General features: G+C 38.0%; 30 protein-coding genes. 1 reads left to right on the top strand and 29 read right to left on the bottom strand.

The genetic code is table 11. The annotated features are described in order from the left end of the window. Nucleotides 1-26: 26 nt before the first annotated feature. From M3175_RS03520 to M3175_RS03405, 24 genes are all read right to left on the bottom strand, one after another. Nucleotides 27-1,289, bottom strand: a complete 1,263-nt coding sequence (locus M3175_RS03520) for a tetratricopeptide repeat protein (RefSeq protein ID WP_251514677.1) — start codon at nt 1,287-1,289, stop codon at nt 27-29. A 23-nt stretch (nt 1,290-1,312) separates the two neighbouring features. After that, nucleotides 1,313-2,215: a hypothetical protein gene (locus M3175_RS03515; protein WP_251514676.1), complete on the bottom strand. Its 903-nt coding sequence runs from the start codon at nt 2,213-2,215 to the stop codon at nt 1,313-1,315. Nucleotides 2,216-2,762: 547 nt separating this feature from the next. Further along, a complete protein-coding gene (gene aroA, locus M3175_RS03510) occupies nt 2,763-4,049 on the bottom strand; it encodes a 3-phosphoshikimate 1-carboxyvinyltransferase (protein WP_251514675.1) in 1,287 nt (428 codons plus the stop codon). A 27-nt stretch (nt 4,050-4,076) separates the two neighbouring features. Continuing rightward, the gene (locus M3175_RS03505; RefSeq protein ID WP_251514674.1) at nt 4,077-5,183 is read right to left on the bottom strand and encodes a prephenate dehydrogenase; all 1,107 of its coding nucleotides are present in this window, start codon (nt 5,181-5,183) and stop codon (nt 4,077-4,079) included. A 21-nt stretch (nt 5,184-5,204) separates the two neighbouring features. After that, on the bottom strand, nt 5,205-6,299 hold the full coding sequence (gene hisC, locus M3175_RS03500) for a histidinol-phosphate transaminase (RefSeq protein ID WP_251515296.1): 1,095 nt from the start codon (nt 6,297-6,299) through the stop codon (nt 5,205-5,207). Between the two features lie 31 nt (nt 6,300-6,330). Further along, complete coding sequence (aroH, locus tag M3175_RS03495) at nt 6,331-6,693, bottom strand: chorismate mutase (protein ID WP_251514673.1); 363 nt, start codon at nt 6,691-6,693, stop codon at nt 6,331-6,333. Then, nucleotides 6,693-7,778, bottom strand: a complete 1,086-nt coding sequence (aroB, locus tag M3175_RS03490) for a 3-dehydroquinate synthase (protein WP_251514671.1) — start codon at nt 7,776-7,778, stop codon at nt 6,693-6,695. The genes aroH and aroB overlap by 1 nt, the downstream gene beginning before the upstream one ends. Further along, nucleotides 7,778-8,941: a chorismate synthase gene (aroC, locus tag M3175_RS03485; RefSeq protein WP_251514670.1), complete on the bottom strand. Its 1,164-nt coding sequence runs from the start codon at nt 8,939-8,941 to the stop codon at nt 7,778-7,780. Before aroC ends, aroB begins: the two co-directional genes overlap by 1 nt. Before the next feature lie 114 nt (nt 8,942-9,055). Continuing rightward, nucleotides 9,056-9,829 carry a CheR family methyltransferase gene (locus tag M3175_RS03480; protein WP_251515289.1) on the bottom strand — a complete coding sequence of 258 codons (774 nt, stop codon included), beginning with the start codon at nt 9,827-9,829 and terminating at the stop codon, nt 9,056-9,058. A gap of 168 nt (nt 9,830-9,997) precedes the next feature. Then, nucleotides 9,998-10,444 carry a nucleoside-diphosphate kinase gene (gene ndk, locus M3175_RS03475; RefSeq protein ID WP_251514668.1) on the bottom strand — a complete coding sequence of 149 codons (447 nt, stop codon included), beginning with the start codon at nt 10,442-10,444 and terminating at the stop codon, nt 9,998-10,000. 92 nt (nt 10,445-10,536) lie between these two features. After that, nucleotides 10,537-11,499, bottom strand: coding sequence for a heptaprenyl diphosphate synthase component II (gene hepT / locus M3175_RS03470; RefSeq protein WP_251514666.1), 963 nt, complete (start codon nt 11,497-11,499; stop codon nt 10,537-10,539). Nucleotides 11,500-11,538: 39 nt separating this feature from the next. Beyond that, the gene (gene menG, locus M3175_RS03465; RefSeq protein ID WP_251514664.1) at nt 11,539-12,240 is read right to left on the bottom strand and encodes a demethylmenaquinone methyltransferase; all 702 of its coding nucleotides are present in this window, start codon (nt 12,238-12,240) and stop codon (nt 11,539-11,541) included. A gap of 5 nt (nt 12,241-12,245) precedes the next feature. After that, nucleotides 12,246-13,157 (bottom strand): heptaprenyl diphosphate synthase component 1, encoded by a 912-nt coding sequence (locus tag M3175_RS03460; protein ID WP_251514662.1) that lies wholly within the window; start codon nt 13,155-13,157, stop codon nt 12,246-12,248. A gap of 58 nt (nt 13,158-13,215) precedes the next feature. After that, entirely contained in the window at nt 13,216-13,455 is a 240-nt protein-coding gene (mtrB, locus tag M3175_RS03455) for a trp RNA-binding attenuation protein MtrB (protein WP_119708950.1), read from the bottom strand. A gap of 63 nt (nt 13,456-13,518) precedes the next feature. Next, nucleotides 13,519-14,085: a GTP cyclohydrolase I FolE gene (gene folE, locus M3175_RS03450; RefSeq protein WP_251514661.1), complete on the bottom strand. Its 567-nt coding sequence runs from the start codon at nt 14,083-14,085 to the stop codon at nt 13,519-13,521. Nucleotides 14,086-14,287: 202 nt separating this feature from the next. Next, nucleotides 14,288-14,560: a non-specific DNA-binding protein Hbs gene (gene hbs, locus M3175_RS03445; RefSeq protein ID WP_066047575.1), complete on the bottom strand. Its 273-nt coding sequence runs from the start codon at nt 14,558-14,560 to the stop codon at nt 14,288-14,290. 346 nt (nt 14,561-14,906) lie between these two features. Next, on the bottom strand, nt 14,907-16,385 hold the full coding sequence (gene spoIVA, locus M3175_RS03440) for a stage IV sporulation protein A (protein ID WP_119708952.1): 1,479 nt from the start codon (nt 16,383-16,385) through the stop codon (nt 14,907-14,909). Nucleotides 16,386-16,575: 190 nt separating this feature from the next. Further along, complete coding sequence (locus M3175_RS03435; RefSeq protein ID WP_251514659.1) at nt 16,576-17,283, bottom strand: YphF family lipoprotein; 708 nt, start codon at nt 17,281-17,283, stop codon at nt 16,576-16,578. A 38-nt stretch (nt 17,284-17,321) separates the two neighbouring features. Continuing rightward, nucleotides 17,322-17,522, bottom strand: a complete 201-nt coding sequence (locus tag M3175_RS03430; protein WP_251514657.1) for a DUF2768 domain-containing protein — start codon at nt 17,520-17,522, stop codon at nt 17,322-17,324. A gap of 232 nt (nt 17,523-17,754) precedes the next feature. After that, nucleotides 17,755-18,807 carry an NAD(P)H-dependent glycerol-3-phosphate dehydrogenase gene (locus M3175_RS03425; RefSeq protein WP_251514655.1) on the bottom strand — a complete coding sequence of 351 codons (1,053 nt, stop codon included), beginning with the start codon at nt 18,805-18,807 and terminating at the stop codon, nt 17,755-17,757. Nucleotides 18,808-18,825: 18 nt separating this feature from the next. Beyond that, the gene (der, locus tag M3175_RS03420; protein ID WP_251514653.1) at nt 18,826-20,136 is read right to left on the bottom strand and encodes a ribosome biogenesis GTPase Der; all 1,311 of its coding nucleotides are present in this window, start codon (nt 20,134-20,136) and stop codon (nt 18,826-18,828) included. A gap of 226 nt (nt 20,137-20,362) precedes the next feature. Then, nucleotides 20,363-20,548, bottom strand: coding sequence for a capping complex subunit for YIEGIA (locus tag M3175_RS03415; protein ID WP_251514652.1), 186 nt, complete (start codon nt 20,546-20,548; stop codon nt 20,363-20,365). Between the two features lies 1 nt (nt 20,549). Beyond that, nucleotides 20,550-21,437: a YIEGIA family protein gene (locus M3175_RS03410; RefSeq protein ID WP_251514651.1), complete on the bottom strand. Its 888-nt coding sequence runs from the start codon at nt 21,435-21,437 to the stop codon at nt 20,550-20,552. After that, complete coding sequence (locus M3175_RS03405) at nt 21,434-22,042, bottom strand: YphA family membrane protein (protein WP_251514650.1); 609 nt, start codon at nt 22,040-22,042, stop codon at nt 21,434-21,436. The genes M3175_RS03410 and M3175_RS03405 overlap by 4 nt, the downstream gene beginning before the upstream one ends. Before the next feature lie 105 nt (nt 22,043-22,147). Here M3175_RS03405 and M3175_RS03400 point away from each other — a divergent pair, with 105 nt between their 5' ends. Continuing rightward, the gene (locus M3175_RS03400) at nt 22,148-22,291 is read left to right on the top strand and encodes a YpzI family protein (RefSeq protein ID WP_251514649.1); all 144 of its coding nucleotides are present in this window, start codon (nt 22,148-22,150) and stop codon (nt 22,289-22,291) included. A gap of 27 nt (nt 22,292-22,318) precedes the next feature. On the opposite strand, the gene fni is transcribed toward M3175_RS03400, so the two are convergent. The 5 genes from fni to M3175_RS03375 form a co-directional block, all read right to left on the bottom strand. Beyond that, nucleotides 22,319-23,368 carry a type 2 isopentenyl-diphosphate Delta-isomerase gene (gene fni / locus M3175_RS03395; RefSeq protein ID WP_251514648.1) on the bottom strand — a complete coding sequence of 350 codons (1,050 nt, stop codon included), beginning with the start codon at nt 23,366-23,368 and terminating at the stop codon, nt 22,319-22,321. Between the two features lie 12 nt (nt 23,369-23,380). Continuing rightward, a complete protein-coding gene (rpsA, locus tag M3175_RS03390; protein WP_251514647.1) occupies nt 23,381-24,517 on the bottom strand; it encodes a 30S ribosomal protein S1 in 1,137 nt (378 codons plus the stop codon). A 151-nt stretch (nt 24,518-24,668) separates the two neighbouring features. Beyond that, nucleotides 24,669-25,250, bottom strand: coding sequence for a lysophospholipid acyltransferase family protein (locus M3175_RS03385; protein ID WP_251514646.1), 582 nt, complete (start codon nt 25,248-25,250; stop codon nt 24,669-24,671). Continuing rightward, complete coding sequence (cmk, locus tag M3175_RS03380; RefSeq protein WP_251514644.1) at nt 25,247-25,924, bottom strand: (d)CMP kinase; 678 nt, start codon at nt 25,922-25,924, stop codon at nt 25,247-25,249. The genes M3175_RS03385 and cmk overlap by 4 nt, the downstream gene beginning before the upstream one ends. Before the next feature lie 146 nt (nt 25,925-26,070). After that, nucleotides 26,071-26,250 (bottom strand): YpfB family protein, encoded by a 180-nt coding sequence (locus M3175_RS03375; RefSeq protein ID WP_251514643.1) that lies wholly within the window; start codon nt 26,248-26,250, stop codon nt 26,071-26,073. Nucleotides 26,251-26,293 lie beyond the last annotated feature (43 nt).

Raw genomic sequence — 26,293 nt, 5'->3', positions numbered from 1 at the left:
TTCGATTAAACACCTGTTTTTTTCACTTACACGTCTTCAGAAAATCTTTGCACCAATTCTGCAAACTCTTCATTACTTGGATCCATTTGAAGAAGTATACTAAAAATTTCTGCAGCGTCATGCGTTTTTCCTTCTTCAATTAAAAAATATCCGTAGTCTGTTAAAAATTCTTGTTGATTCTTAAAGAAATTATATGCAAGTTGATATTTGTTTAATGCCTCTGAATATCTTTCAACATTCGCCAAAGCATTCGCTTCATCCCACAATAACTGCGGTTCTTCTACTCCATGCTCGTTCATAATATCAATAATTTCTAACACATCATCATATTTTTCTTGGTGAAAAAACAGCTTATTTAAGGTAAGTGCAGCTTCAACGAACTCCGGATCAAGTGCTAACGCTTCCCTGATCAGTCTCTCTGCTTCATCCTCAAGATTTAATTTTAATGCAATTTTTCCACCGTAGAAGAAAAGGTCTTTATTAAACTCGTCATATTGAATGCCTTCTTTAATGACCTCAAGACTTTGTGATAGCTCTTCTTCATGCTCATATGCCTTAGCTAGATATAAGTAAAGAGAGTTATACTCACGATCAATATTTTTCAATTCTGTAAGTTTCTCAATCGCCGTTTGGTAGTATCCTGCATGAAGTGCCGTAAAACCATACCCGAACAATGTATTTACTTCAAATCTGTCCTCTAGAGCTTGCTCATAATGGGGTAATGCCTCTTCAAACGCTCCACCCGCACTGTAAGCCTCTGCTAACCGTTGATGAATACTTGTCCCAGCAAGTTCTTTCTCCTTTTTAAGTACACCCTCATACAATTGAATCGCGTTTGTAAATCTTCCTTGTTCCATATACAACTCAGCCAAGGCAAAGTCTATTAATACTTCATCAGGGAGAACTTTTTTAGCTGTTAAAAGCTTCTGTTCACTCACTTCGAATAAGCCTTGCATTTGGTATAAATCAGCTGAAAGAAGCAAGGCCTGAGGGTAGCTTTGGTCAGAAGAGTGAATTTTTTCAAGTGCTAGCATGGCTTCCTCCTCATTCCCAAGCTCGATACAAGCTTCCGCTAATAACACAAGTAATTCCCCTTCTTCCGGATACGCAATTAATAGCGTTTCAAAAAGTTCTTTTGCTTCTTCTAGAAAACCTAGCTGAAGAAGTTCCTCACCAAGTACAAATCTTTCTTCATTTGATCCATTAAGTAAAATATCTTTATAACTTTTTATTGCTTCCTCATGCTGACCACTTTCTAATAGTGAAAGGATCTTTTCCACTTTATCCATCTTGTATCCCTTCTTACTCTAATCTATTCCCCTGCAAAAAAACTAGGAGTCTTTATTATGACATGTTCTCCATATCCAGACCGAAACCATACCTTATCACCTGCACGAATCACTTCGCCTTTATGAACGGTTACTAGTAGTCTATCACTATGATATAAAAATAGGCTCTTTTCATCAATATTTATGATTTCAGATGATTTCAAATAGAAATTATAGCTGACTTCACTTCCTGGATGTAAATGAGATTTAACAGGTAAGATTCCCATCTTATGCAGGGATTCCTTTGTAATAGGTTTCCCTTCAATTAGCTCTTCTCTTATACTAGCGATGTTATGTTTATCCATGATATCATTCCATACTTGTCTGGCACGCTTCTTCTCGCGTTCTCCTTCCATAAGAAAGCATGGAATTAAAGGACTATTATATGGAAACATGGCTTCCCTAATCCATCCCCAAGGCTTCTCTTCGAGTTCATCTACTGAAGAAAACTCAATAAAAACCGCTGGAACTTTCTCTCGTTTTGCTGTTCGAATAAAAGATGGAGTCAAGGCAGATATAGGAATCTTTACTCCAATAACATAGTCAATTGGACTGCTTAATAACCCCATTTTCACCTGTTTCAAGTTAGTTTTTAAATTCTTTTCTTGAGATACTGACACATAAGTTAAAAATGTGGTACAGCCCTTTTTAATAAACCTTTCTGTCATATATGACTTCATTTCTGAAAAGGTTGTAAGGGCTGGGACTTTCGAGTCAAAGATAATATGGGGATTTGTCGTAATATAGCCGCTGGCATTCATTTTGACATAAGAATAATTTTTTATTTCACTAGTGATGGAGGATATCCGTTCATTTTTCACAATAATAGATACTTTCTCAAGCTTGTCCTTCTTTAAAAGATTGATATTCTCTATAATATACGCCATAAAACCACCTCTTTTTAGGGTCTTATGACAAACTATGAGACAAAATGGACATTCATACATATTTATAGAAAATATAAAACTGACACGTATAACCTTTAAATCAGTATAGATGGTGATTTCCACTGCGGGTGGCGCTTTCCGCGGGCGGGGCCGAGCCGCTTTTCCCGCAGGAGTCGCCTCCGTTCCAATCAACAAAGTTTAAATAATAACTTAAAATAGTAGTTAAAAATCATTAAAATCTCATTCGTTTATCGGTAATCCTCTAATTTAGAGGCAGATTAATTATGTCCTACTTTCTTCGGTGCGCTAGTTGATTGGAGTGGAAGGCGCTTGACTCCTGGGGATTAGCGTTACAGTCGAGACCCCGCAAGAGCGAAGCGATGAGGAGGCTCGACGAACGCCCCCCGGAAAGCAAGCGCCTGGAACGGAAATCAACTCTACTTTTTTTATCATTAATAAAAAAGGTATCGAGAGAACTTGATCTCGATACCTCTTGTCAACACTTTGACTAACACGAATAACAAATCGCGCCAGTTTCTTTTGCTAATTAATTAATTAATTTATTTAAGTGAGAGAAGAACATTGGGTAAGAAACAGAGATTGCTTCTTCATTTTCTAAGGTTACTTCCCCAGTGCTGATTAAGCTTGCAATCGCTAGCATCATTCCGATTCGGTGATCTCCATGGCTATTCACTTGGCCGCCATGAAGTTTGCTTCCACCGTGAATAATCATACCATCGTCCGTTGCTTCTATCGATGCTCCTAATTTCTTCAACTCATTCACTACTGTGTCAATTCGGTTTGTTTCTTTTACCTTCAATTCCTCAGCATCCTTAATCACCGTTGTTCCGTTAGCCTGTGTAGCTAGTAAGGCAATGATAGGGATTTCATCGATTAAGCGAGGAATCATATCCCCTTCAATTGTTATTCCCTTTAGACTTGAGGTTGTAATTGTTAAGTCTGCTACAGGCTCTGCCGCATCCTTACCTTCATCAGAAACATTTAGAGAAGCTCCCATTTGAAGCATCACGTCAATAATTCCTGTTCTAGAAGGGTTAATCCCAACATTGCGCAATGTCACTTCACTATTAGGAACAATCGCACCTGCTACTAAAAAGAATGCTGCTGAAGAGATATCACCCGGTACATGAACATGAGTTGCCTGGAGTGTTTGTCCACCGGTAACAGAGACCTTTAAACCATCAACAGACACTTCTCCGCCAAATTGGCGTATCATTCTTTCTGTATGATCTCTTGTTTTCGATGGCTCAATGACCGTTGTTGTCCCATTTGCTTGTAAACCAGCAAGTATAATTGCAGATTTTACTTGAGCACTTGCCATTGGTAGCTCATACGTGAATCCTTCTAGATTTCCACCTCTAATAGAAATAGGAGTGAACTTCCCATTTTCTCTTCCGTCAATAATTGACCCCATTTGACGAAGTGGATTCGTAACCCTTGTCATAGGACGTTTAGCGATAGAAGAATCTCCTTCTAATACAGCATAAAAAGGCCTGCCTGATAAAATACCAAGCATCAATCGAATCGTTGTTCCCGAGTTACCCACATCTAGTCGTTCATTAGGTTCTACTAGGCCTTCAAAGCCCTTCCCGACGATTTCAACCGTATCTTCATGCTGGTGAATCGTTACTCCTAATTTTCGAAAACATGCAATTGTACTTAGACAGTCTTCACCTGTTAAAAAATTAGATACGGTCGTCGTACCATGAGCAATTGCTCCAAACATAACAGAACGATGAGAAATAGACTTATCTCCTGGGATAGAAAGTTCGCCTACCAGTCTCTTTACTTGTGACGTTAACACCGTTGTCATAGAATCCTTCCTTTCGTGTAACAAAACCTATAAGCCGGTTGAGGTGCCATAATTAGTATAACGTTGTATGCATTCCTCTGCCTTCGCCATATCGGCCTCAGTTTGAAAACTGATAACAAGTACACCGTTTATATCTTCTCTTGTTTCTAAAATACGGATATTGGTAATGGAAATACGCTCTTTTGCTAAATAACCAGTAATTTCCGAGATAACACCTGGGTAATCCGGAACATCAACAAATAGATCATAAAATGCAGGGATTGCTCCCTTTTCCTTACTAGGAAGATCATCCCGAAAATTTTTGGCTTCGGCAAAATAATCAAACAGCTGTTCCTCATGGTTATCTGTTAAGATTTTTGAAAACTTATCCATTTCATCCTTCCAACGATCTAACAGAGAAAGAAGTACCTTCTTGTTATGAAGGGAGATATCCTTCCACATGGCTGGACTGCTTGATGCAATTCTAGTAATATCTCTAAAACCACCAGCAGCCAACCTTGTAATAAGCTGATGGTCTCTACTTGTTTGCTCAGCCTGATGTACGAGAGAGGCTGCAATCACATGTGGAAAATGACTAATAACACCTGTTAAGTAATCATGTTCTTCAGGTGATATAGTAATAAATTTCGCTTTAGTTCCTTCAAGCCAACTCTTTAATAAATCGACCTTTTCCTGTGAGATATGTGGCTCTGGTGTGAATAAGTAAAAAGCATTTTCAAATAGGATTTCCTTGGCTGCAGCAACTCCACTTTTGTGCGAACCAGCCATCGGATGCCCACCAATAAATGTAATGTTTTTCTCCTTTAAACACCGTGCTTTCAATACAATTGCTTCTTTTGTACTCCCAGCATCACTTATGATGACATCTTGTTTTAATGGAAGTTCACAAAGCTTCTCGATCATTTTTTCTGTTTCTATAACAGGAGTTGAAATGAGAATGACATCTGCGTTCATTGCTTCTTCTTCCAGATTGACACAAATCTCGTCTATTACGCCAAGCATCTTACCAAGACGGCATTGTTCTACATTTATATCGAAACCTATTAGTGTTGCTTCTGGGTGTCTTTTCTTTATGCAAAGAGCTAATGACCCCCCAATTAGCCCTAGTCCAATGACTAGCACACGCCCTTTCAAGAAATCACCGCCTAAAGTTACTTAATGTGCTTTTACTTGCATGTATTGTGACATTTTTTCAATAATGCCGGCATTTTGTTCCTTCGAGCCAACCGTAACTCGGACCGATGTTGGAAAACCTAGGGCATTTCCTGATCGAACGATATATCCTCTCTCTAATAAGAACTGAAATACCTCATTGCCATCAGTCTTAAAATCTATTAAGATAAAATTCCCTTGGGAAGGCATATAAGAAAGATTATGCTCCTCACAGAACTTGTAAAACTGTTCTAATCCTTGATGATTTAAGGTACAACAGTTTTCCACATACGCTTGATCACCTAAAGCTTCAATAGCCGCTAATTGTGCAAAGCTATTCACGTTAAATGGTTCTCTCACAGGTTCGAGCGCACGAATGATTTCTTTTGAAGCAAATCCATATCCCACACGCAAGCTGGCTAGTCCATATATTTTTGAGAAGGTTCTAAGAACAATCAGATTTGAATATTGCTCTACCAGATCCACAGAATTATAGTAATCATCCGCTACCACATACTCGTAGTAGGCTTCATCTAATACAACAAGTGTTTCTTTTGGAACTCTGGCAAGAAAACTTTCCAACTTTTCTTTTGGAATATATGTACCTGTTGGATTATTCGGACTACACACCCAAACGACATTTGTTTTCTCATCAATCGCTGTAAGCATTTGATCTAAATCATGGTGACCATTTACCAAAGGAATCTCGCGAATTTCTGCACCTTCAATAATGGCATTGTGCTTATACTGCGGGAAAGTTGGTGTAGCCATTACCGTATTATAGCCAGAACGTAGAAGGGCACGAGCAATAATTAGGATCAACTCATCTGAACCGTTTCCAAAGATTAATTGATCTTTTGTCACTCCCACATGCGCTGCTAATACATCACGTAAGTTAGTAGCATAGCCATCTGGATAAAGAGCGAAATATCCTGTTTCTTTAGACATTACTTCGCTCACTTTTTTTGAACAACCAAAAGGATTTTCATTGGATGCTAATTTAATGATTTCTTCCAACCCATACTGCCTTTTTACTTCTTCCTTTGATTTCCCCGGCTGATAAGGGGCTAACGACTTTATTTGATCCTTCCATCTCATCATCCATCACCTCTTACGTATAAATAGAACCCTATTTCTTTAAATCCGGTCGTAAAAGAACTGCTTCCTCCAAATAAACATGTTCAATATCCATTTGTGCTACTTCAGTATTTACGTGCATCATGATCCTGATACATAATTTAATCCCAGTTGGAACAGAGATTTCCTTCATACACATAACAGGAACATATGTCCATCCCTCTAGTTGACGCATAGCTTTAGCTGGAAATGTAGCTGTTACATCATCAGTTACAGAAATAAATACGGACGCGACTGACTCTGGAGAGATTCGATTAGCTTGAATCATTTCATCGAGCAGTCGCTTGGTGGATGCTAAAATTTCTTCTTCATTATTTTCTTGGACCGTAATAGCACCTCTAACTCCTCTAATCATCAGCTCTCCTCCTTCATAAATTGTTTTAGTTCTTCCAATAGGAACATTTCGTCGATTTTATATAAGACTGGTTTCCCAACATCCTCTAATAATACAAATTGTATCACTTGTCCAATGGACTTCTTATCCTGCTTCATACGATCGATTAACTTTTCTACATTTAGCCCAGAAGGAACTTTTGTTGAGTATCCAAGTTTATGTAGCCAATCGACAAACTCTTGGTGATCAAACTGTAAATGTAAAAGTTTTTTACTTAACCGTAATGCGAATACCATCCCGATTACAACTGCTTCACCATGTGATATAGAGCCGTACCCAGCTTCCGCTTCAATAGCATGGCCAAGTGTATGCCCAAAATTCAGAAATGCTCGTATACCAAGCTCTTTTTCATCTTTAGAAACAACAGATTCTTTTACCTTTATTCCCTTTGATAAACACTCTTGTAATTGCTCGGTCGTTATCGTTTCAAGTTTTTCTACATCTGTTAACAGCCACTCATAAAAATGAAGATTATCAATTAGAGCATGCTTCATTACTTCCGCAAAGCCTGAACGACGTTCCATCGCTGGGAGACTTTGTAGAAAATCAATATCGTATATAACAGCTTCAGGTTGATAAAATGCACCTATCATGTTTTTTCCAAGGGGGTGATTGATTGCAACCTTTCCGCCAACTGCACTATCGTGTGCCAGAATGGTAGTAGGCAGCTGAATAAAAGGGACACCTCTCATAAAAGAAGCAGCAACAAACCCACATAAATCACCAATCGCCCCTCCACCAAGTGCGATAAACAATGATTTACGATCGAGTTTCTCCTGCAACGCAGCCGTTAAACAATCATAAAAAACGTCAAAAGTCTTTGCTTTTTCCCCATTAGGCACGAGATGTGTGACCACCTCATATTCACCTAATTGCTGTTTTACTTGATTTAAGTATCGATCGCCAACATTACTGTCCGTTATAATCATGATTTTGGTAACGTTTGATAGATGTTCCTTTAAAAAAGGGGCTATGGCTGTTACTGCCTCAGCCCCTAAAATTACAGGATAATCCTTAGAAGTGGTATGGATTTGAATCGTCTCCATTAAAACTCCCTCGCATATGCTCTTTGATCTTCAATAGATTTAATTAATGTATCTAGACGATCTGCATAGAATTGATTAGTTATTGCTGTAGCAAGCTCCCAAGCAATTACATTTTCAGCAACGACTGCGGCAGCAGGTACTGCACAGCTATCTGATCTCTCAATACTTGCAGTAAAAGATTCTTTGGAATCAATATCAACACTTTGTAATGGCTTATAAAGTGTTGGAATGGGCTTCATTACCCCACGAATCACGATTGGCATTCCCGTCGACATTCCACCTTCAAGGCCACCAAGGCGATTTGTGCTGCGATGGAAGCCTTCTCCTTCACTCCACTCAATCTCATCATGAACTTCGCTACCTGGCTTCCTAGCTGCTTCGAATCCAATCCCAAATTCAACCCCCTTAAAGGCGTTAATACTCACGATAGCTGCAGCTAGTTTAGAATCGAGCTTTCTGTCATAGTGAACATAGCTCCCTACACCAGGAGGCATCCCCTCAACAACTACTTCGACGATTCCTCCAATAGAGTCACCATTCGCTTTTGCATCATCGATTGCCTGCATCATTTTCTTTTCAGCCACAGGGTCTAGACATCTTACTGGTGAATTCTCGGTAATTTCCGCTAAACTCTCGATGGAGTCATATGCATGTACCTCTGATTTAATCCCACCAATCTCAACCACATGAGATGCAACCTTAATACCTAGTAAAGATAGAAGTTTTTTTGCAACTGCTCCAGCAGCCACTCTTACCGTTGTTTCTCTAGCAGAGGATCTTTCTAGAACATTACGCATATCTCTATGTCCGTATTTAAGTGCGCCGTTTAAATCGGCATGTCCTGGACGTGGACGAGTTATAACACGCTTAACTTCTTCATCATCTGTAGGTTCTGCACCCATAATCTTTGTCCAATGCTTCCAATCGTCGTTTTGTACAACGAGTGCTACAGGTGATGCAAGTGTTAATCCATGTCTGACACCGCTTGTAATATGTACAGTATCCTTTTCGATTTGCATCCTTCTACCGCGACCATGCCCTTTTTGTCTTCTTGCTAATTCTTTGTCAATATCCTCTGCAAGAAGCGGCATCCCCGCTGGTAAACCTTCAATAATTGTTGTTAATTGTGGACCGTGTGACTCTCCTGCTGTTAAATATCTCATTTCTCTTTCCCCCTTCAACTCATTAAAGGATTATTTCTCAATATAACATATGTCCTTCAATAAACATAGCAGAAATTTGTGAATTTACAAAAAAAGAAGCCAAATTCTTGGCTCCTATCTTTTACGATAAAAAAACGTGTCTTCCGTTTCCAGTCCATATAAAGATGGATTAAAAATCTGTTCGGTACTGCCAACAAAGAAAATTCCATCCTGTCTCAATGCCTCACTGAACTTATAGTATAATACATCTTTAGCTTCTTCAGTAAAATAAATCAAAACGTTTCTACACACAATCAAGTCAAAAGACCCACCAAAAGGGTCAGCGAGTAAATTCTGCTTTTTGAATGTAACCGTCTTTTTAATTTCGTCAGAAATCTTAAAGAAGCTGCCATCCTGTGTGAAAAATTTCTTTTTCATTGTGGGAGGCACTTCATTCAATGAACGTTCCGGATACATACCAATCTTCGCTCTTTCTATTACATTATCATCAATATCAGTTGCTAAAACTTGAATCTGCGAAAGTGGCATAAAGTTAGAAAGGATCATGGCAATGGTATAAGGTTCCTCACCTGTTGAACAAGCAGCACTCCACACTTTCAAACGCTTATTCTTCTCTAATAGTTTAGGAAGAATTTTCGTTTCTAATACTTCCCATCGTTTCCCATTTCGATAAAATTCCGACACATTAATCGTCATCCGATCAAGAAACTCATTTAATAATAGCTTGTCTTGACTTATTGCTGTATAAAAGTCTTGAAATGAGCCAAACCCCTTTTTTTCATAGAGAGAAATTAAACGTCTTTTCATTTGTGCTTCTTTATATAACGACAAATCAATTCCGGTCTTTTTCTTAATGTTTATTATAAATAGTTCATAATCATTACCCATCATACTTTTCTCCCCTGAACTTGGACTTTTCTATCTGTATGTTTTATTATAGCGAAATTCAATAAAAAAGGAGAAAATTTATGTGAAAAAAGACTTGGGTATTTTTTACTCTTATAACTTGAATGCGGTTACAAAAAAAGAGACTTGTAAAACAAGTCTCTTTTAGTATTAATAAGCCCAATTGTTTAAAAGCTTGCTATAAGAAAGAAGTTCAGCTTCTTTAAAGAATAGAGCGATTTCTCTTTCAGCACTTGCAGCAGAATCTGATCCATGAATAATATTTTTTCCAACAGTCACGGCAAAGTCCCCACGGATCGTTCCTGGTTGAGAATCCTTTGGATTTGTTGCTCCCATCATTTGACGTGCGGCAGCAATTACATTTTCTCCTTCCCAGACCATTGCGAAAACAGGACCTGAAGTGATAAAATCTACCAACTCACCGAAGAAAGGGCGTTCTTTATGTTCACCGTAATGCTGTTCAGCTAACTCATTAGTAATCAGCATTAACTTTGCACCAACTAATTGAAAGCCCTTTCTTTCAAAACGTCCAACTATTTCACCGATCAAATTACGTTGGACCCCATCTGGTTTTACCATTAAAAATGTTTTCTCCATCAGTTACACTCCTCTTTGTTTCGTATATGTAATGAATTGCCAAAAGACAATCCACAAAAATCGTAACATAGTTATAACTGATTTCGCAACATTTAAAATTTTCGTTTACCTATGTACACAGCTATATCTCTAAGTGTCTTTTTAGCTCGGTTATTCGGTAATTGATTTAATACATCAATTGCCTTATGAAGGTATCGATCACTTATAGAAAGCGAACGCTCAATGGCACCAGAATTCTTTATTGAAGTAATAATCTCCTCTATTTCCACTAAAGTTGTATGTTCATGAACCCCGGTAATTTTTTTACGTAAAGATTCATCCTCCATCGCAAACAGAACAGGTAGTGTGATATTTCCTTGCAATAAGTCACCACCAGCTGGTTTACCTAACTGCTCTTCCGTACCCGTAAAATCTAGCACGTCATCTGTTATTTGAAAGGACATACCCACATAATATCCAAACTGATACAGCTTCTTGTGAATCTCCTCATCTACATCCGCTGCCACCGCACCTAATTGGCAGCTGGCTGCAATCAATAAAGCTGTTTTCCGCTTAATTCGAAGCAGATAGTCACGAAGCGTTTGATTGTAGTCATATTTAAATTTAATTTGCTCAATTTCTCCAACACATAGCTCCACAATCGTCTCAGAGAGAATTTGATGTGCTAAGGGGTTTTTAATATTTGTCATTAATTCTAGCGATCTGGCAAAAATATAGTCACCTGTATACATCGCAATCCGGTTATCCCATTTCGCTTTAATTGTGGGCTGGCCACGTCTAAGTTCTGCATCGTCAATGACATCATCATGAACAAGTGAAGCCATATGAATAAGCTCAAGCGCTACTGCCACGTTTTTTATCTCATGAATATCATAATTGCCAAATTTTCCTGACAGCAAAACAAAAACAGGGCGAATTCTCTTCCCCCCTGCCTGCAACAAGTGTAGAGATGCTTGACGAAGAAGAGGTGACTCAGCCTCCACCGTATCCTCTAGTGTTTTCTCAATTATATTAATATCTGAGTTTAAAAATGAATACATCATTTTCAGCTTCATTCGTGAATCACCTAGCCTAACCTGTACATGAAGATTATTTTATTTATGACCAATATGAACAGCAGCAGCCCCGCCGCTGTATGGCTTATATGTGACGTCCTTAAAACCAGCTTGTTTGAATAAACCAGCGAGTTCCTTTACACCTGGAAAATCTCTAGCTGATTCTTGTAACCAGGAATATTCTCTGTAGCTTTTTGCAAACACCCTACCAAACAATGGCATAATAAATCGGAAATAAAAATAGTATAACTGTCGATAGCCTATCAATGTTGGTTGTGATGTTTCAAGACAAACTGCTATTCCACCCGGCTTTAATACACGATTCATTTCTTTTAATACTTGAAGATAATCTGGCACATTTCTTAACCCGAACCCAATCGTAACAAAATCAAATGAATGGTCAGGAAACGGAAGTTCCATGGCATTTCCGTGGATAAGCGTCACTTGGTTGAGATTAGCCTCAGAAACTTTTTGTTTTCCCACATTAAGCATATTTTGACTAAAATCTAGTCCTACCACTTCTCCAGTAGGTCCTACAGCCTCTGCAAGAGCAATGGTCCAATCGGCCGTTCCACAACAAACATCTAATGCCTTTTTGCCTTTTTGCACATTCATTCTTTTCATCGTATCTTCTCTCCATTTAGTATGGAGTTTAAAACTAATGACAGAATTCATTTTATCGTAGTTATCTGAGATCTTTTCAAAAACGTTATGAACTCGTTCTTCTTTCGACTGTTGCATGCTTGTTACCCTTCTTCCACAAATGTTTTTGCCATCGTTTTTTGGTTTATAATGGATGCGATTCGCGAATCTAACAGCTCATTTATTCGAGGAAGCCCTTTTTTTGCCTTTTCTAATAATTGCTTAGAAAACTCTATATAACGGTCACAAATTAATATTAAATAGTTTTGTTGCTCAAGAGAGAGATCTTTAAGCGAACCGTTATGTTTTGGAAAAATAAGAGTATGAAGAGCGTCAAATACAATCGAAGATTTCTTTTGTACAAAGTTTTGCTTTTCCTTACTAAGACGCTTTATTAATAATAAATTATCAATAATGTCATTCCATCCATCTAAATGAAAATAATCAGTAAATTGATCAATGAGAGACGATTCAATCAGCTTCACATGATTCATCAACGTGTCGATTTCTGAAAAGTCTTTTTGATATACAATTATTTTTTTATCATTTATTGTTTTTATTCCTTGAGCCAGCATTCGAATGGCATGCACATCTTTACAATCTGCGAGAAGTTTATAATATAATCCACTATAATAAACCCCAGCTAATACTGTTAATTGCCGCTGCTTTAACTCCTCATTTTCCGCTTGAATGTTGGTTACTTGTTCATGAGTATCAAGGGCTACTTGAAGCAACATGGTCGTTATCGAATAACTCTCCAACTCTTTATGAGATAACTTACATTGATCCAAGATCGAAATAAGCAACAAGAGCTTATCCTCGTCTATCACTGGTGTATTTATATATTGGAACATATAGGGGTGAAGGAGCCTTTCCTCTACTTTTTCCTTCACATTGGCTATTTTTCTTTGAAAGTCTCCCACAATTATCACCCTTGTATCCCCAAATTCTGTATATGTATTGTGACTAGCCTCATTACTTCGCATGAGGATTACTGCATATGTACGATTTACCACTCACTAAAGGCAGAGACAATTATAACACAAATGCCTACCAAATGAACATGATTCGCATTTATTTCCCTTTTGTTTCGCTCTCAATCTCTCCATAAGATGTAATAATTTTTGCATTTCCTCGAATTTTAATTGCTGATGTGTGTTCAGTAAACTGAGCAATCATCACTTCGCCTTTATCTAACTTCTCCGAGTGATGAAATTTGGTATCAGTTCCTCTTGTTAAACCGATTACATTTACACCATCTTCTATTGCTTTAATTACGATGTAATCACTTGTTAAAGAATTTTTTTGGTCCATTCATTCTCGCTCCCTTCATTTGTATGAAAGGGCTAACCGTTACTTAGCCCCCTCTATAATGCTTTAGTATTTAATTAGGGAAAGTACCTCAGCTCTTGCAGTTGCGTCCTCCGCTAGGGTGCCTCGGACTGCTTGTGTTACGGTTTTTGCACCAGGCTTTTTCACTCCACGCATCGTCATACACATATGCTCCGCTTCAACAACGACCATTGCACCATAAGGCTCTAGCTTCTCCATAATCGCGTCAACAACTGTAGAAGTAATTCTTTCTTGTAACTGAGGACGTTTTGCAACTGCTTCAACAGCACGAGCTAACTTACTCAAACCTGTCACACGGCCATTTCTTGGAATATAAGCTACATGTGCAACACCATAAAACGGAACAAGATGATGTTCACACATAGAATAAAATGGAATATCTTTCACAAGGACAATCTCTTCATGGTCCTCACTAAATACTGTTTCGAAATATTCTTTTGGATCTTGATTCAATCCTGAGAATACTTCCTCATACATTTTCGCTACTCGTTTAGGCGTATCTAACACACCCTCACGATTTGGATCTTCACCTACGGCTTCTAATATAAGACGCACCGCTTCCTCTATTTGGGTACGATTAACTTCTGACATACTAAATTCCTCCTACTGCAATGAGTTCCCTCTGTTTTTTCATATCATGCCAACTATACTTATACATATTAGCACAATCAATTTCTTTCTAGCAAAGTAGAAGTTTCTTTTAATGTGCCACAAAAGTGCTGAAAAAATAGAAAAAGGATCACGTATAAACGAGATCCTTTTCTATAACATAAACATATATCGATTTATGTAATTATTTTACAGCATCTTTAAGTGCTTTTCCTGGTTTGAAAGCAGGAACCTTGCTAGCAGAGATTTCGATCTCTTCACCAGTTTGTGGGTTACGTCCTTTACGAGCTGCACGCTCACGAACTTCGAAGTTCCCAAATCCGATTAATTGAACTTTATCACCGTTTTTAAGGGCTTCAAGAATTGAATCGAAAACTGCGTCAACTGCCTTAGTAGCGTCCTTTTTAGAAAGTTCACTCGCTTCAGCAACTGCGTTGATTAGTTCTGTCTTGTTCATGCCTTTCACCTCCTCCCAAAATGGTATATTCAGTTAGTGAAAACGTTCTTATCTTCATTAGTAAACAATTTAGTTGAATTCTATACGTAATTGAAGCTGTTTTCTCTGACATGCCTTATATTAAATGATGAAAACTAATTTTTCAACGTTTTTTTTAACAAAAACCTTTATTTACAAGGCTTTGACGGCATTTCGTACTAATTCTGTTAAAAGATTATCATAATAAATTGGGGTTATCAAGAATTTTCGCTAATTTATGGTAGTATTTTAGGGGTTTTTGATGAATTTTGTCGTGGTTTTGATGAAATCAAGCAAAAAAAAGACCCCTATTTAGGAGTCCATGCATTTATAAGATTATAGCAATTAATCCACCAGAACCTTCGTTGATGATTCTTTCTAGCGTTTCTTTTAGTTTATATCTTGCATTTTCAGGCATAAGTGATAATTTTGCTTGAATACCTTCACGAACGATGGAGCTTAAGCTTCTTCCGAAAATATCAGAGTTCCAGATAGACAGTGGATCGTCCTCAAAATCCTGCATCAAGTATCGAACCAATTCTTCACTTTGCTTCTCTGTACCGATAATCGGAGCAAACTCGGACTCTACATCCACTTTAATCATGTGAATGGATGGAGCTACTGCTTTTAAGCGTACACCAAAGCGTGGTCCTTGGCGAATGATTTCAGGCTCATCCAAGCTCATATCAGCAAGTGACGGAGCAGCAATTCCATAGCCTGTTTGCTTTACCATCTTAAGTGCGTCAGAAATTTGATCATATTCTTGCTTCGCATGAGCAAAGTCTTGCATTAGCTCTAACAAATGATCTTTTCCTCGTATTTCTACTCCGACAATTTCTTTTAAAATGTCATCGTATAAATCGTCTGGCGCATACAGGTCGATCTCGGCAATTCCTTGACCCATCTCAATTCCAGCAAGGCCTGCACGATCAATAAATTCATAATCACTAAATTGACTAACGACTCGGTCAACATCTCTTAATCTCTTAATATCTTTAACTGTATCTTTTACTGCTTCCTGATAGCTTTCTCTTAGCCAGTGATCCTCTCTAAGTACCATGACCCAGCTAGGTAGATTCACGTTTACTTCAAGCACAGGGAATTCATAAAGCGCTTCACGCATTACGTTCATGACGTCACCCTCGCGCATTCCTTCCACGCTCATCGCCAATACAGGAATATCGTATTTCTCTGAAAGCTCTGTACGTAATTTTTCCGTATTCGGATGATAAGGTTGTACGCTGTTAATGACCATAATGAATGGTTTTCCAACCTCTTTTAATTCATTAATTACTCTTTCCTCAGCTTCTAAGTATGCAGAACGTGGAATTTCTCCAATGGTACCATCTGTAGTAATGACCACACCAATCGTTGAGTGCTCTTGAATAACCTTCCTTGTTCCAATTTCAGCTGCTTCATGGAATGGAATAGGCTCTTCATACCAAGGTGTATTAATCATTCTAGGTCCATTTTCGTCTTCATAACCCTTCGCACCTGGAACCGTATAACCTACACAGTCAACTAAGCGAATATTCACATCCAACCCATCGTCAACATGTATGCTTGCAGCCTGATTTGGAACAAATTTTGGTTCAGTTGTCATAATCGTTTTTCCAGCAGCACTTTGAGGCAATTCATCTTGGGTGCGAGCTCGATCTGATTCATTTGCCATGTTTGGTATAACAACTAGCTCCATAAACTTCTTGATAAAGGTTGATTTCCCTGTTCTTACTGCTCCTACAACTCCTAAATATATATCGCCGCCCGTTCTTTCGGCAATATCTTTAAAAATATCTACCTTTTCCAAGTGATCCCCTCCTGAAATCAATGAGATAGTGGGATAAAATAACCCTAATGTATAGACAATATATGTGTATGACGTTGTCCTACAACGTTATGACAGTTTTTATAATTTTTTTTTGCCTAACTGTTATAGTCCATACAAATATAAAAAAACCTCTCTCCTACATTGTATTTATATAGGAGAGAGGTTATGACTAATCCACTAAAAAGATAGGTTCTTTTGTCTTTTCATCCATTGTATAAGGCAGGGAAAAGGCAGGGACAAACAATGAATCCTCCAATAAGCAGTCACGAATATCCTCACCCGCTGTCTTCTTACAACTTCCATTTTGCATCGCTTGATATAAATCACTTCTGTAATCTACAAAAACTTCTCCACTTCCAGTTATAACAAAAGAAAGGTTTTGGTTCGTATAAGGGCTAACAACAAATGGTTCTTCCTCATAACCTATTTTCTTGAAATCCATTGTGTATACGCCTTTTGTTATTTCTTCTTTATATGGAGGGTATTTTTGTAAACGAATTAAAAGATTTATATCTTTAATTTTTTCCGCCATTCGCAAGTCAAAAATCTTTACCGTTGGATTCTCCTCTACGTCAACAAGTACGTATTGAAATACACCTCCGGATTCATAAGCGTTTCCAGGTGGTTCTGCTAAATACTTCGGACTGATTCTGTTAAAATCAATCGGATACTTTTCATAAATAGGAGTGTCCATTTCCTTTGTTTTTATTGGTAATATACCACCATTGTCCTCTTGAAATTGCTTAACCGCAGATTGAACCGCTTGAACTTGATCTTCGTACGGTATTTGATTTTGAGCTAACTCATCCTGCGGATACATGCAGCCCGTCAACACCATTATAACGATGGACAATAACAATAATACTTGGCCTTTCATACACTCAACCCTTTTAACCTATGTATTTTCCATTGCACTTAACTTGTTGGTCCTGATAGTACGACAAAAAAAATGATTATTCCGGAAAGAATCATTAAAACATAAGCAATAATAGCCGTTATCGCTTTTAAAACTTTGTTAGAAAACTTAAATCTGCTTAAATAAATTAAAATAATGGAAATAAACATAAAGCCCATCCCCGCCAAGGAGATCCACATTTTCATTAGTGACGGTGACATTTGTAACTCCCTCCCTTTGCCTAAAATATTATATCATAATTGTCTCAATGCTTGCCTTATTCGTTTTTAGACCGAAAAAAAAGCTAAAGTAAAGGAGGGGCGTCACTTTACTTTAGCTCGTAAGACTAAATATACATACTCCCTGTTCAATTTACCAGGTTTGCTTCGTTGCATTGTATGCATTTCTCTATGTAAACGCATCATTGAAAGGCCCATTTTTGAAAATATTTATTTATTCTAATCCCTTTTCAACAAGTACATTCGCAAGATCTTCCATCTCATGAGTTTTTACACGTGTCATGAGCAGATCAACTTCATCCTTCGGTCTTGCTTGGTTAAATAGAACGTTGTATAAAGCCGTTGTAATGGGCATCTTTACACTGTACTTTTCCGCTAACTGATAAGCCGCTTTTGTGGTTCGTACACCCTCTACTACCATTCCCATGTTCTCCAACACTTCATCTAAATTTTGGCCTTTACCGAGCAAGTTTCCAGCTCTCCAGTTTCTTGAGTGAACACTTGTAGATGTTACGATTAAATCACCAATTCCTGTTAATCCAGAAAATGTTAGCGGGCTGGCACCCATTTTTGTACCAAGTCGAGCAATTTCAGCAAGCCCCCTAGTTATTAAGGCTGCCTTCGCATTATCCCCATATCCTAACCCGTCAGTAATACCAGCAGCTAACGCAATAATATTCTTTAATGCACCACCCACTTCTACTCCGATAATATCAGGATTTGTGTAAACGCGGAAATGTTGATTAATAAATAAATCCTGCACACGTTCAGCTGCTTCCATGCTCTTGGATGAGACAGTCACTGTTGTTGGTTGACGAAGGCTCACCTCTTCAGCATGACTCGGCCCAGATAACACAACGACATCCTGTAAAAGATGCTCGGGTATTTCGTCTTCAATCATCTCTGAAATACGCATTAGCGTATCTGGTTCAATTCCTTTACTAACATGGACAATGGTAAGCGGATTTTCAACATACGGAACCATCTTTTTTATCACTTCACGAATGGCCTTAGTTGGTACAGCCAATATGATGGTTCTTACTTCTTTTAAAACCTCTTCAAGAGAGTCGTAACCCACAATTGTTTCCGGAAGAATAACTTCAGGTAAATACTTCTTATTTGTGTGAGTGGTATTTAACTCTCTAATTTGGTCGGGATTATGTCCCCATAATCTTACCTCATGATCGTTGTCAGCCAACACTAGCGACAGCGCGGTTCCCCAGCTTCCCGCTCCAATTACAGCAATTTTTTCTTTTTGGATTTGCATAGCATCACAACCTTTTACTTATTTTCTTTCTCTAGCAAAGATTTTGATAGGAGTTCCTTCAAACCCGAAAGCTTCTCTTATACGATTTTCTATAAATCGCTGATATGAGAAATGCATAAGCTCTGGATCATTCACAAACACAACAAAAGTAGGCGGCTTGACTGAAACTTGAGTCGTATAATAAATTTTCAGACGCTTTCCATTGTCTGTTGGTGTTGGGTTCATTGCTACAGCGTCCATAATAATATCATTTAACACACTTGTGTCCACACGCATCGAATGGTTTTCACTTGCCTTGTTGATCATTGGAATCAATGTATGAATTCTCTTTTTTGTTTTAGCAGATAAGAATACAATTGGAGCATAGTCAAGGAATAAGAAATGTGCACGAATTTTTTCCTCAAATTCTTTCATCGTCTTTTCATCTTTTTCCACTGCATCCCATTTATTCACAACAATCACAACAGCTCGTCCTGCTTCATGGGCATACCCAGCTATCTTTTTATCTTGTTCTATGATTCCCTCTTCTGCATTTATAACGACTAAAACGACGTCGGAACGTTCTATAGCACGTAGCGCACGAAGCACACTATACTTTTCTGTTGTTTCGTACACTTTTCCTCTTTTTCTCATACCTGCCGTATCGATAATGACGTAGCGTTCACCATTTACTGTTACCATTGAGTCGATCGCATCTCTTGTTGTACCCGCGATATCACTTACGATCACTCGCTCTTCCCCAAGCATCGCATTGACAAGTGATGATTTCCCTACATTCGGTCGTCCAATAAGTGAAAACTTAATCACATCGTCATCATAGTCTTTCTCGTCCTTGCTCGGAAAATGCTTAGCAGCTGCATCTAAAAGATCGCCAAGACCTAGTCCATGTGAACCAGAGATTGGATAAGGCTCTCCAAACCCTAAGGCATAAAAGTCGTAAATTAAATCTCTCATTTCCGGATTATCAATTTTATTTACTGCAAGAACCACTGGTTTCTTCGCACGATAAAGTATTTTCGCTACTTCTTCGTCTGCAGAGGTAACTCCCTCTCTACCATTTGTTAAGAAAATAATTACATCTGCTTCCCTAATCGCTATTTCTGCTTGTTGACGAATCTGTTCTAGAAATGGTTCGTCTCCAATATCAATTCCACCGGTATCAATAATATTGAAATCATGACTAAGCCATTCAGCAGAACTATAAATTCGATCTCGAGTAACCCCAGGTATATCCTCAACAATCGAGATCCGCTCACCAACTATTCTATTAAAGATTGTAGACTTTCCAACGTTTGGACGACCCACAATCGCTATTACAGGTTTTACCATTTTTTTCATCCTTTCTAAAATAATAAAAGAGATATCAACAATTATTCAGACAATCTATAAGCAAAGTTATGTATCCGTGCAAGAACAGTTGAAATTACGAACATCTCATTTAATTATGGTGTAAATCGGCATTTAGTAAAGAAACCCTTCTACAAACAGAAGGGTCTAACTTTATTATATTATCAAAGTGGTCATGGACTAGCAAACAAAATCAAAAGAAACCACTTTAATGTTTTACAATAACGTACAATTCATCTGTAAGAGAATGAGCAATTCCATCCAAAATCGCTTCAAGATTCGTCGTAATTTTTTCCATCTCCTCTTTATCATCACAATGAAAGACCGCCACCCCACATGGGACTTTTTTCGGATTCGTCGTAATGGCAGCAAGGATAAATTTTTCAATATCCATTTTATCTCTCCTCTAATTTTTTCTCTCTCTCTTTAGGCATTCGGATGGCATTTTCTAAGGTTGGAACCTTTTCTATAATTTTCTTTGCCTTCTCAATATCATTTTCTTGCGGAAGAATAAAAACCCCCACTCTTCCATCATCTAGGTCTCTTTTAGCCAAGGGAACGAGAGCTGGTGTACCAGAATCGCGATACACTCCTAAAGCGTTGGATACATCATGCAGGATGGCCTGGCGCTGCCCAAGATTCGCAATTGTCGCTCTTGCGTCAAAATTTTTCGGTTTAAGAATAAATCCCATCCCATATCTTAGTACTTCCTTTTGTCTTTCCGGTAGTCCGATGTTCATTATATAAATATTGTCGACATACAAGCCTGGACCATCAAAACGAGGTTCAAAGTATTCTACTTCTACAATTTCACCAAGCCTGCCTCCAGACATTAGTTTGGTAGAAATGAAAATAGCAATGACTGCTGCAATGATTCCACCTAAAATATTAAAAAGGAGAAATCCAAGCGTACATAGAAAGGAAGTAAAAATCACTAAATAATTTCTACTCTCAAAAGCTATAGCAATACCTTCAATATACGTTTTCCCTCGTGGTACTAATTCATAGTTATCCAGTTCATTTAATGTATTTCTTTCCATATTTCTAACATCTCTAAATTGTGAAGCAGCCAAAGTTAAAAAGGTGATGGCAGTAAACTCTTCCTCAAGTATAGATGGTATGGCGACAGTACCTAGTCCTGCAGCGATGAACCCTAAAGCCACATGAATGATTTTTCCGTGGAGGTATGTAGGATACTGTCGATAATCTGTTCGTAACATATAAATTCTTGTTGCTGTTCCAACAACCACTCCAAATAATATAGGATAAGTGTACTCACTCACGATTGTCTTCCTCTCCCCTTTTCTAGTTGATAAACATGTCCTTCAAATAAGCTTGTTAGCTTTTCAAAACCACTCCAGGCCAAAATGAGACATACAGATATGGATATAACATCCAAAAATTGAAATGACCCGATTGGAACTTCCATTGAATATGCATCTAAGACGAGCGAATAAACAAATTCACCATGGATGCTCCCAAAAAGAAGCGCTACTACCCTTTTAAAAACCTCATTATGCACCATAATGGTCATATACGTTAATACGACTGCAAACATCCAATTTCTATCAAGGATTAACCACACCGGATCAAAAAGCTCAAATAATTGAAAACTGCCATAGGCAAGCATAAGAATAAATGATGTAATCAAAAAGTAGACCAGTGATTTTCCTTTCATTTTCCCAATCTCAAAATAGCCTAAAATTAAAAAGAAAATTGAAACAACAGACATTTCTAGCCCAAACAAGTGTATAGATTGAGAAGACAAAATAATCGAAAATAATATGATGACCGTGTACTTCACTCGTTTCGGATTCGTTTTACTCATAAAAAAGGTCGTACAAATCCAAAGAGTCCAAAATGTCCAATAAAAGAATATTCCTTCCATGTCACCCCTCCTATCATCTCCATTATGGCTTTTCACTATGTACTTTAACCGTAAGATGTATAAACTTTCAAAAATGATTCATGTTAAATAAGAGGAGGTGGGATCATGGGTAAAGATCGTCAACAAAGCAAATTAAAAGCAAGTGGTCGTGTCGAGTCCGATCGAGATCAAGCGTTGGAGAAAAAAGGGGCAACCAAACTATCCAGCCCAGAAGAGGCTAGAGAGCTAAATAATAATAAAAGGTATTAATGAAAAAAGCTCCCTTATCCGGGAGCTTTATCGATTACTATAGATTTTTGTGTTTATACCTCGTTCATTAAGCCAATGGTGAGTTTTCCCCTCGATTACCAAAGGTGCATCTTGAAGTTCTTTTATCGTTCTTGCACCAAGAGCGGTCAGCATAAACCCAATTTCTTTCTTAATTTCTTCAATTTCAAAAATACTTGCTTCTATTCCTTCAGCTAATAGGATTCTCAGCAAATACCCTGCTAACCCTGCTGCGGACGCACCTATAGACAACGCCTTAACAATGTCTAAGCTTGACTGTATGCCACCTGAACCTAATACAGTTAGGTCGGGGAAACTGTATTTTACCTCTGCAATGGAAGCAACTGTTGGAATTCCCCATGAGTTAAAAAACGACAGCAATCGATTTCGTCTTTCATTTTCGATTTTGGCAAAGTTTGTCCCACCAAAACCACCAACATCGACAATAGAAATCCCAACTTGAGTGAGCTTCTTTACTGTTTCACGACTCATACCAAAACCTACTTCTTTGACAATGACCGGTACAGGAGATTTTTTTACTATTTCTTCAATGCGCCATAGTGCACCAGTAAAATCACGATCTCCCTCTGGCATTGTTAGTTCTTGAATTGGATTTAAGTGGATTTGTAGCGCATTGGCTTCTAGCATATCAATCGCTTGAAGAGCCTGATCTACCGATGCTTCACTACCTAAATTTGCGAATATTAGTCCATTCGGATTCTCTTTTCTAACAATTTTATAAGTACCTACCTCAATAGGGTTTTTTATTGATGACATTTGAGATCCAACTGCCATTGCAACTCTTGTTTCCTTTGCGACAAGGGCTAGCTGTCCATTTATTTCTTCTGTTCGTTCTCCACCACCGCCGGTCATAGCATTGATAAAAAGAGGCGAACTCAAAGAAAGTTCGCCAATCATGGTATCAAGACTCACCTGCTCAGTTGAGGAGTCAGGTAAGCTTTGGTGAATAAACGTAATATCATCAAAACCAGTATCTCTAGATTGCCCTGTGGAGAGAGCAAATTGTATATGGTCCCATTTTCGTTTCGATCTAGTCAATGATTATCACCATTATCTCTTTAAATTCTTTAGTTGATCTCCAATCATTTCACCTAACTGAAAGCCTTTTGACTCTTCAGGAAGTTCATAATCCTTCACTTCTTCTTCCTTTTCAGCTAGTTCTTTCATACTTAGTGAAAGCCTTTGTTCTTGCTCATTTACTTCAAGAACCTTCACTTTAACTGTTTCATTTTCCTTTAATACTTCATGCGGTGTAGCAATATGCTTATGGGAAATTTGTGAAATATGAACTAACCCTTCTACACCTGGGAATACTTCAACGAAAGCTCCATAAGAAACAAGACGTTTTACTACCCCTTCTAAAGTGGTCCCTTTTGCAGCTTTTTCAGTAATATTAGCCCATGGTCCAGGTAATGTTTCTTTAATTGATAAAGAAATACGCTCATTATCACGGTCAACACTTAGCACTTTTACTTGAACTTGCTGTCCCTCTTGAACAACATCCGTTGGCTTAACCACATGCTCATGAGAGAGCTGAGAAATGTGAACCAATCCATCAATTCCACCAATATCTACAAACGCACCAAAATCAGTAATTCTTTGTACGGTACCTGAAAGAACCTGACCAGGAGCTAATGAATCTAAAATATTTTTCTTTTGTTTTCCTTTTTCAAGCTCAATAACAGCACGATGAGAAAGGATAAGGCGATTCTTCTCTTTATCTAGTTCAACAATTTTAAATAGCATCGTTTGACCTTTATAATCAGAGAAATCTTCAACAAAGTGTGCTTCCACTAATGAAGCAGGAACAAAACCTCTTACTCCAAGATCAACTACAAGTCCGCCTTTTACAACATCTTTAATTTCAGCATCAAAGACTTCTCCAGATTCAAACTTTTGTTCAAGCTCTTGCCATGCATTTTCAGCATCTACTTTTCGCTTTGAAAGGATCAGGGCATCTTCTTCTACCTTTAGGACTTCTAACTCAAGCTGGTCACCTTCATTAACCGCATCACTTGCTTTTTCGATGTGCAGACTTGATAACTCACTAATTGGAATGATTCCATCCAGCTTGCTGTTTGAAATTGAGATAATAACCTGTTTTTCTTCCACCTTTGTTACTTGTCCGCTTACTTTGTCACCCACTTGAAAATCCATAACTTCCACTTGATTCATTTCTTCAGACATATGTACTCCTCCTTAATCCTTTGACTGCTCCATTTTTATAAAAAGTGGTGTTCCCACCACTATTTGAAACAACCTTACTTAGAGAATAATCTAAAAAATCTCTTTAATTAAACTTCTTATAAATGGCCTCTTTTGTCAAGCGAGATACATCCTATTTGTTCGCAATTATCAGTTTTCTGATTTCTTCCATAATAATTTTTGTTGCTTCATCTGCAGATATCTTGTTTTTTCGATATTCTGTAAAATCAACAGGCTTTCCATAAACCACCTTTAGCCTATTAAAAGCTTTATATGGACCTACAACCGCACAAGGAACAATAAGGGCTTCAGACCTTGTAGCAAAAAATCCAGCACCCGCTAGCCCTTCTCCTAGCTCTCCAGTCTTACTTCGAGTACCTTCAGGGAATAATCCAAGAACTTCCCCCTCCTTAAGGACAGCTAAGCCCTTTCTAAGAGCCTCACGATCACTCATCCCTCTTTTGACTGGAAATGCATTCAAATGAGGAAAAAGTTTCCCTACCACAGGTACACGAAACAACTCCTCTTTAGCCATAAAATGGACTGGGCGAGGAGTTGTTGTTCCTACGACAATTGGATCCAGATTAGAAATATGATTGGAACAAAGTAACACTGATCCTATTTTAGGAATATTTTCTTGGCCAATTGTCTCTATACGATACAAAGGCTTGTAGATCATGTTTACAACGGATCGTGCAAATGTGTATATTGTCAATAGGATCCTATCCTTTCCTCTGCTAATGCTAAGATTTTCCCAACCACTTCTTCAATAGATAAGGAAGTGGTATCAATCTCTACTGCATCCTCCGCTTTTTTTAAAGGCGCGATCTCTCGTTCAGAATCAAGTTTATCTCTAGCCGCGATCTCTTGTTTTAACATTTCTAAGTCCGCTGGAAAGCCTTTTTCAAGGTTTTCTTGATATCTTCTTTCCGCTCTTTCCTGAACACTTGCCAGAAGAAACACTTTGATTTCTGCGTAGGGAAGGACATGTGTGCCAATATCTCGCCCATCCATGACCACTCCTCCATTCGCCCCGAATTGCTGTTGTCTTTTCACCATTTCTTCTCGTATCAAACGGTGTTTTGCCACGATAGAGACTTGATTGGTCACCTCGGCAGATCGAATCTCGTTTGTAACTTCTTGACCGTCAAGGAATACAAGTTGTCCTTTTTCACCTGGCAACAAGTCAATTTTTGTATTTGCTAAAAGCTCATTAAGGGCGCTCTCATCGGTAAGTTCACAATTAGACTGTAAAGCTTTATATGTAATTGCACGATACATAGCACCTGTATCAATATAAATATATGAGAGTTTCTCAGCTATTATTTTGGCAACAGTACTTTTTCCTGCAGCAGCAGGACCGTCGATTGCGATAGATATTTTACTCATATGTCCTCCTAGTTGTTTGAACTTTAATATTGTTAGTTTGTTCAATTGAATCGTAAACGAATGATTCCTTATATATTTTAGCATATACTTGTTCGTTGCTTGTTAATAATATTGTAAAAAACAAAAAAAGCAGGAGCCCCTGCTTTTCATTTCCCATTAAAGGTTTCTAGAAAATCCGCAAAATTATTTTTGTTTACTCCTTCGTATTTTGTAATGATTTTCAACTCCGGAAAGATGCTTAACTGATGAAAGAAAAACTGTGTTCCGATAAGGAAAAGAAATTGAATGACAATGATCTTAACAATAATACGCTCAAACGTCTTCACGATTTCACTTCCTCCCATAATATCAGTACTATTATAGGAAATT

Origin of the sequence: Robertmurraya korlensis (genome assembly GCF_023715225.1) — a bacterium.
Lineage (GTDB): Bacteria > Bacillota > Bacilli > Bacillales > Cytobacillaceae > Robertmurraya_A.
The sequence above is the reverse complement of the archived record's forward strand: the minus strand, read 5'-3'. Positions and strand labels throughout refer to the sequence as shown.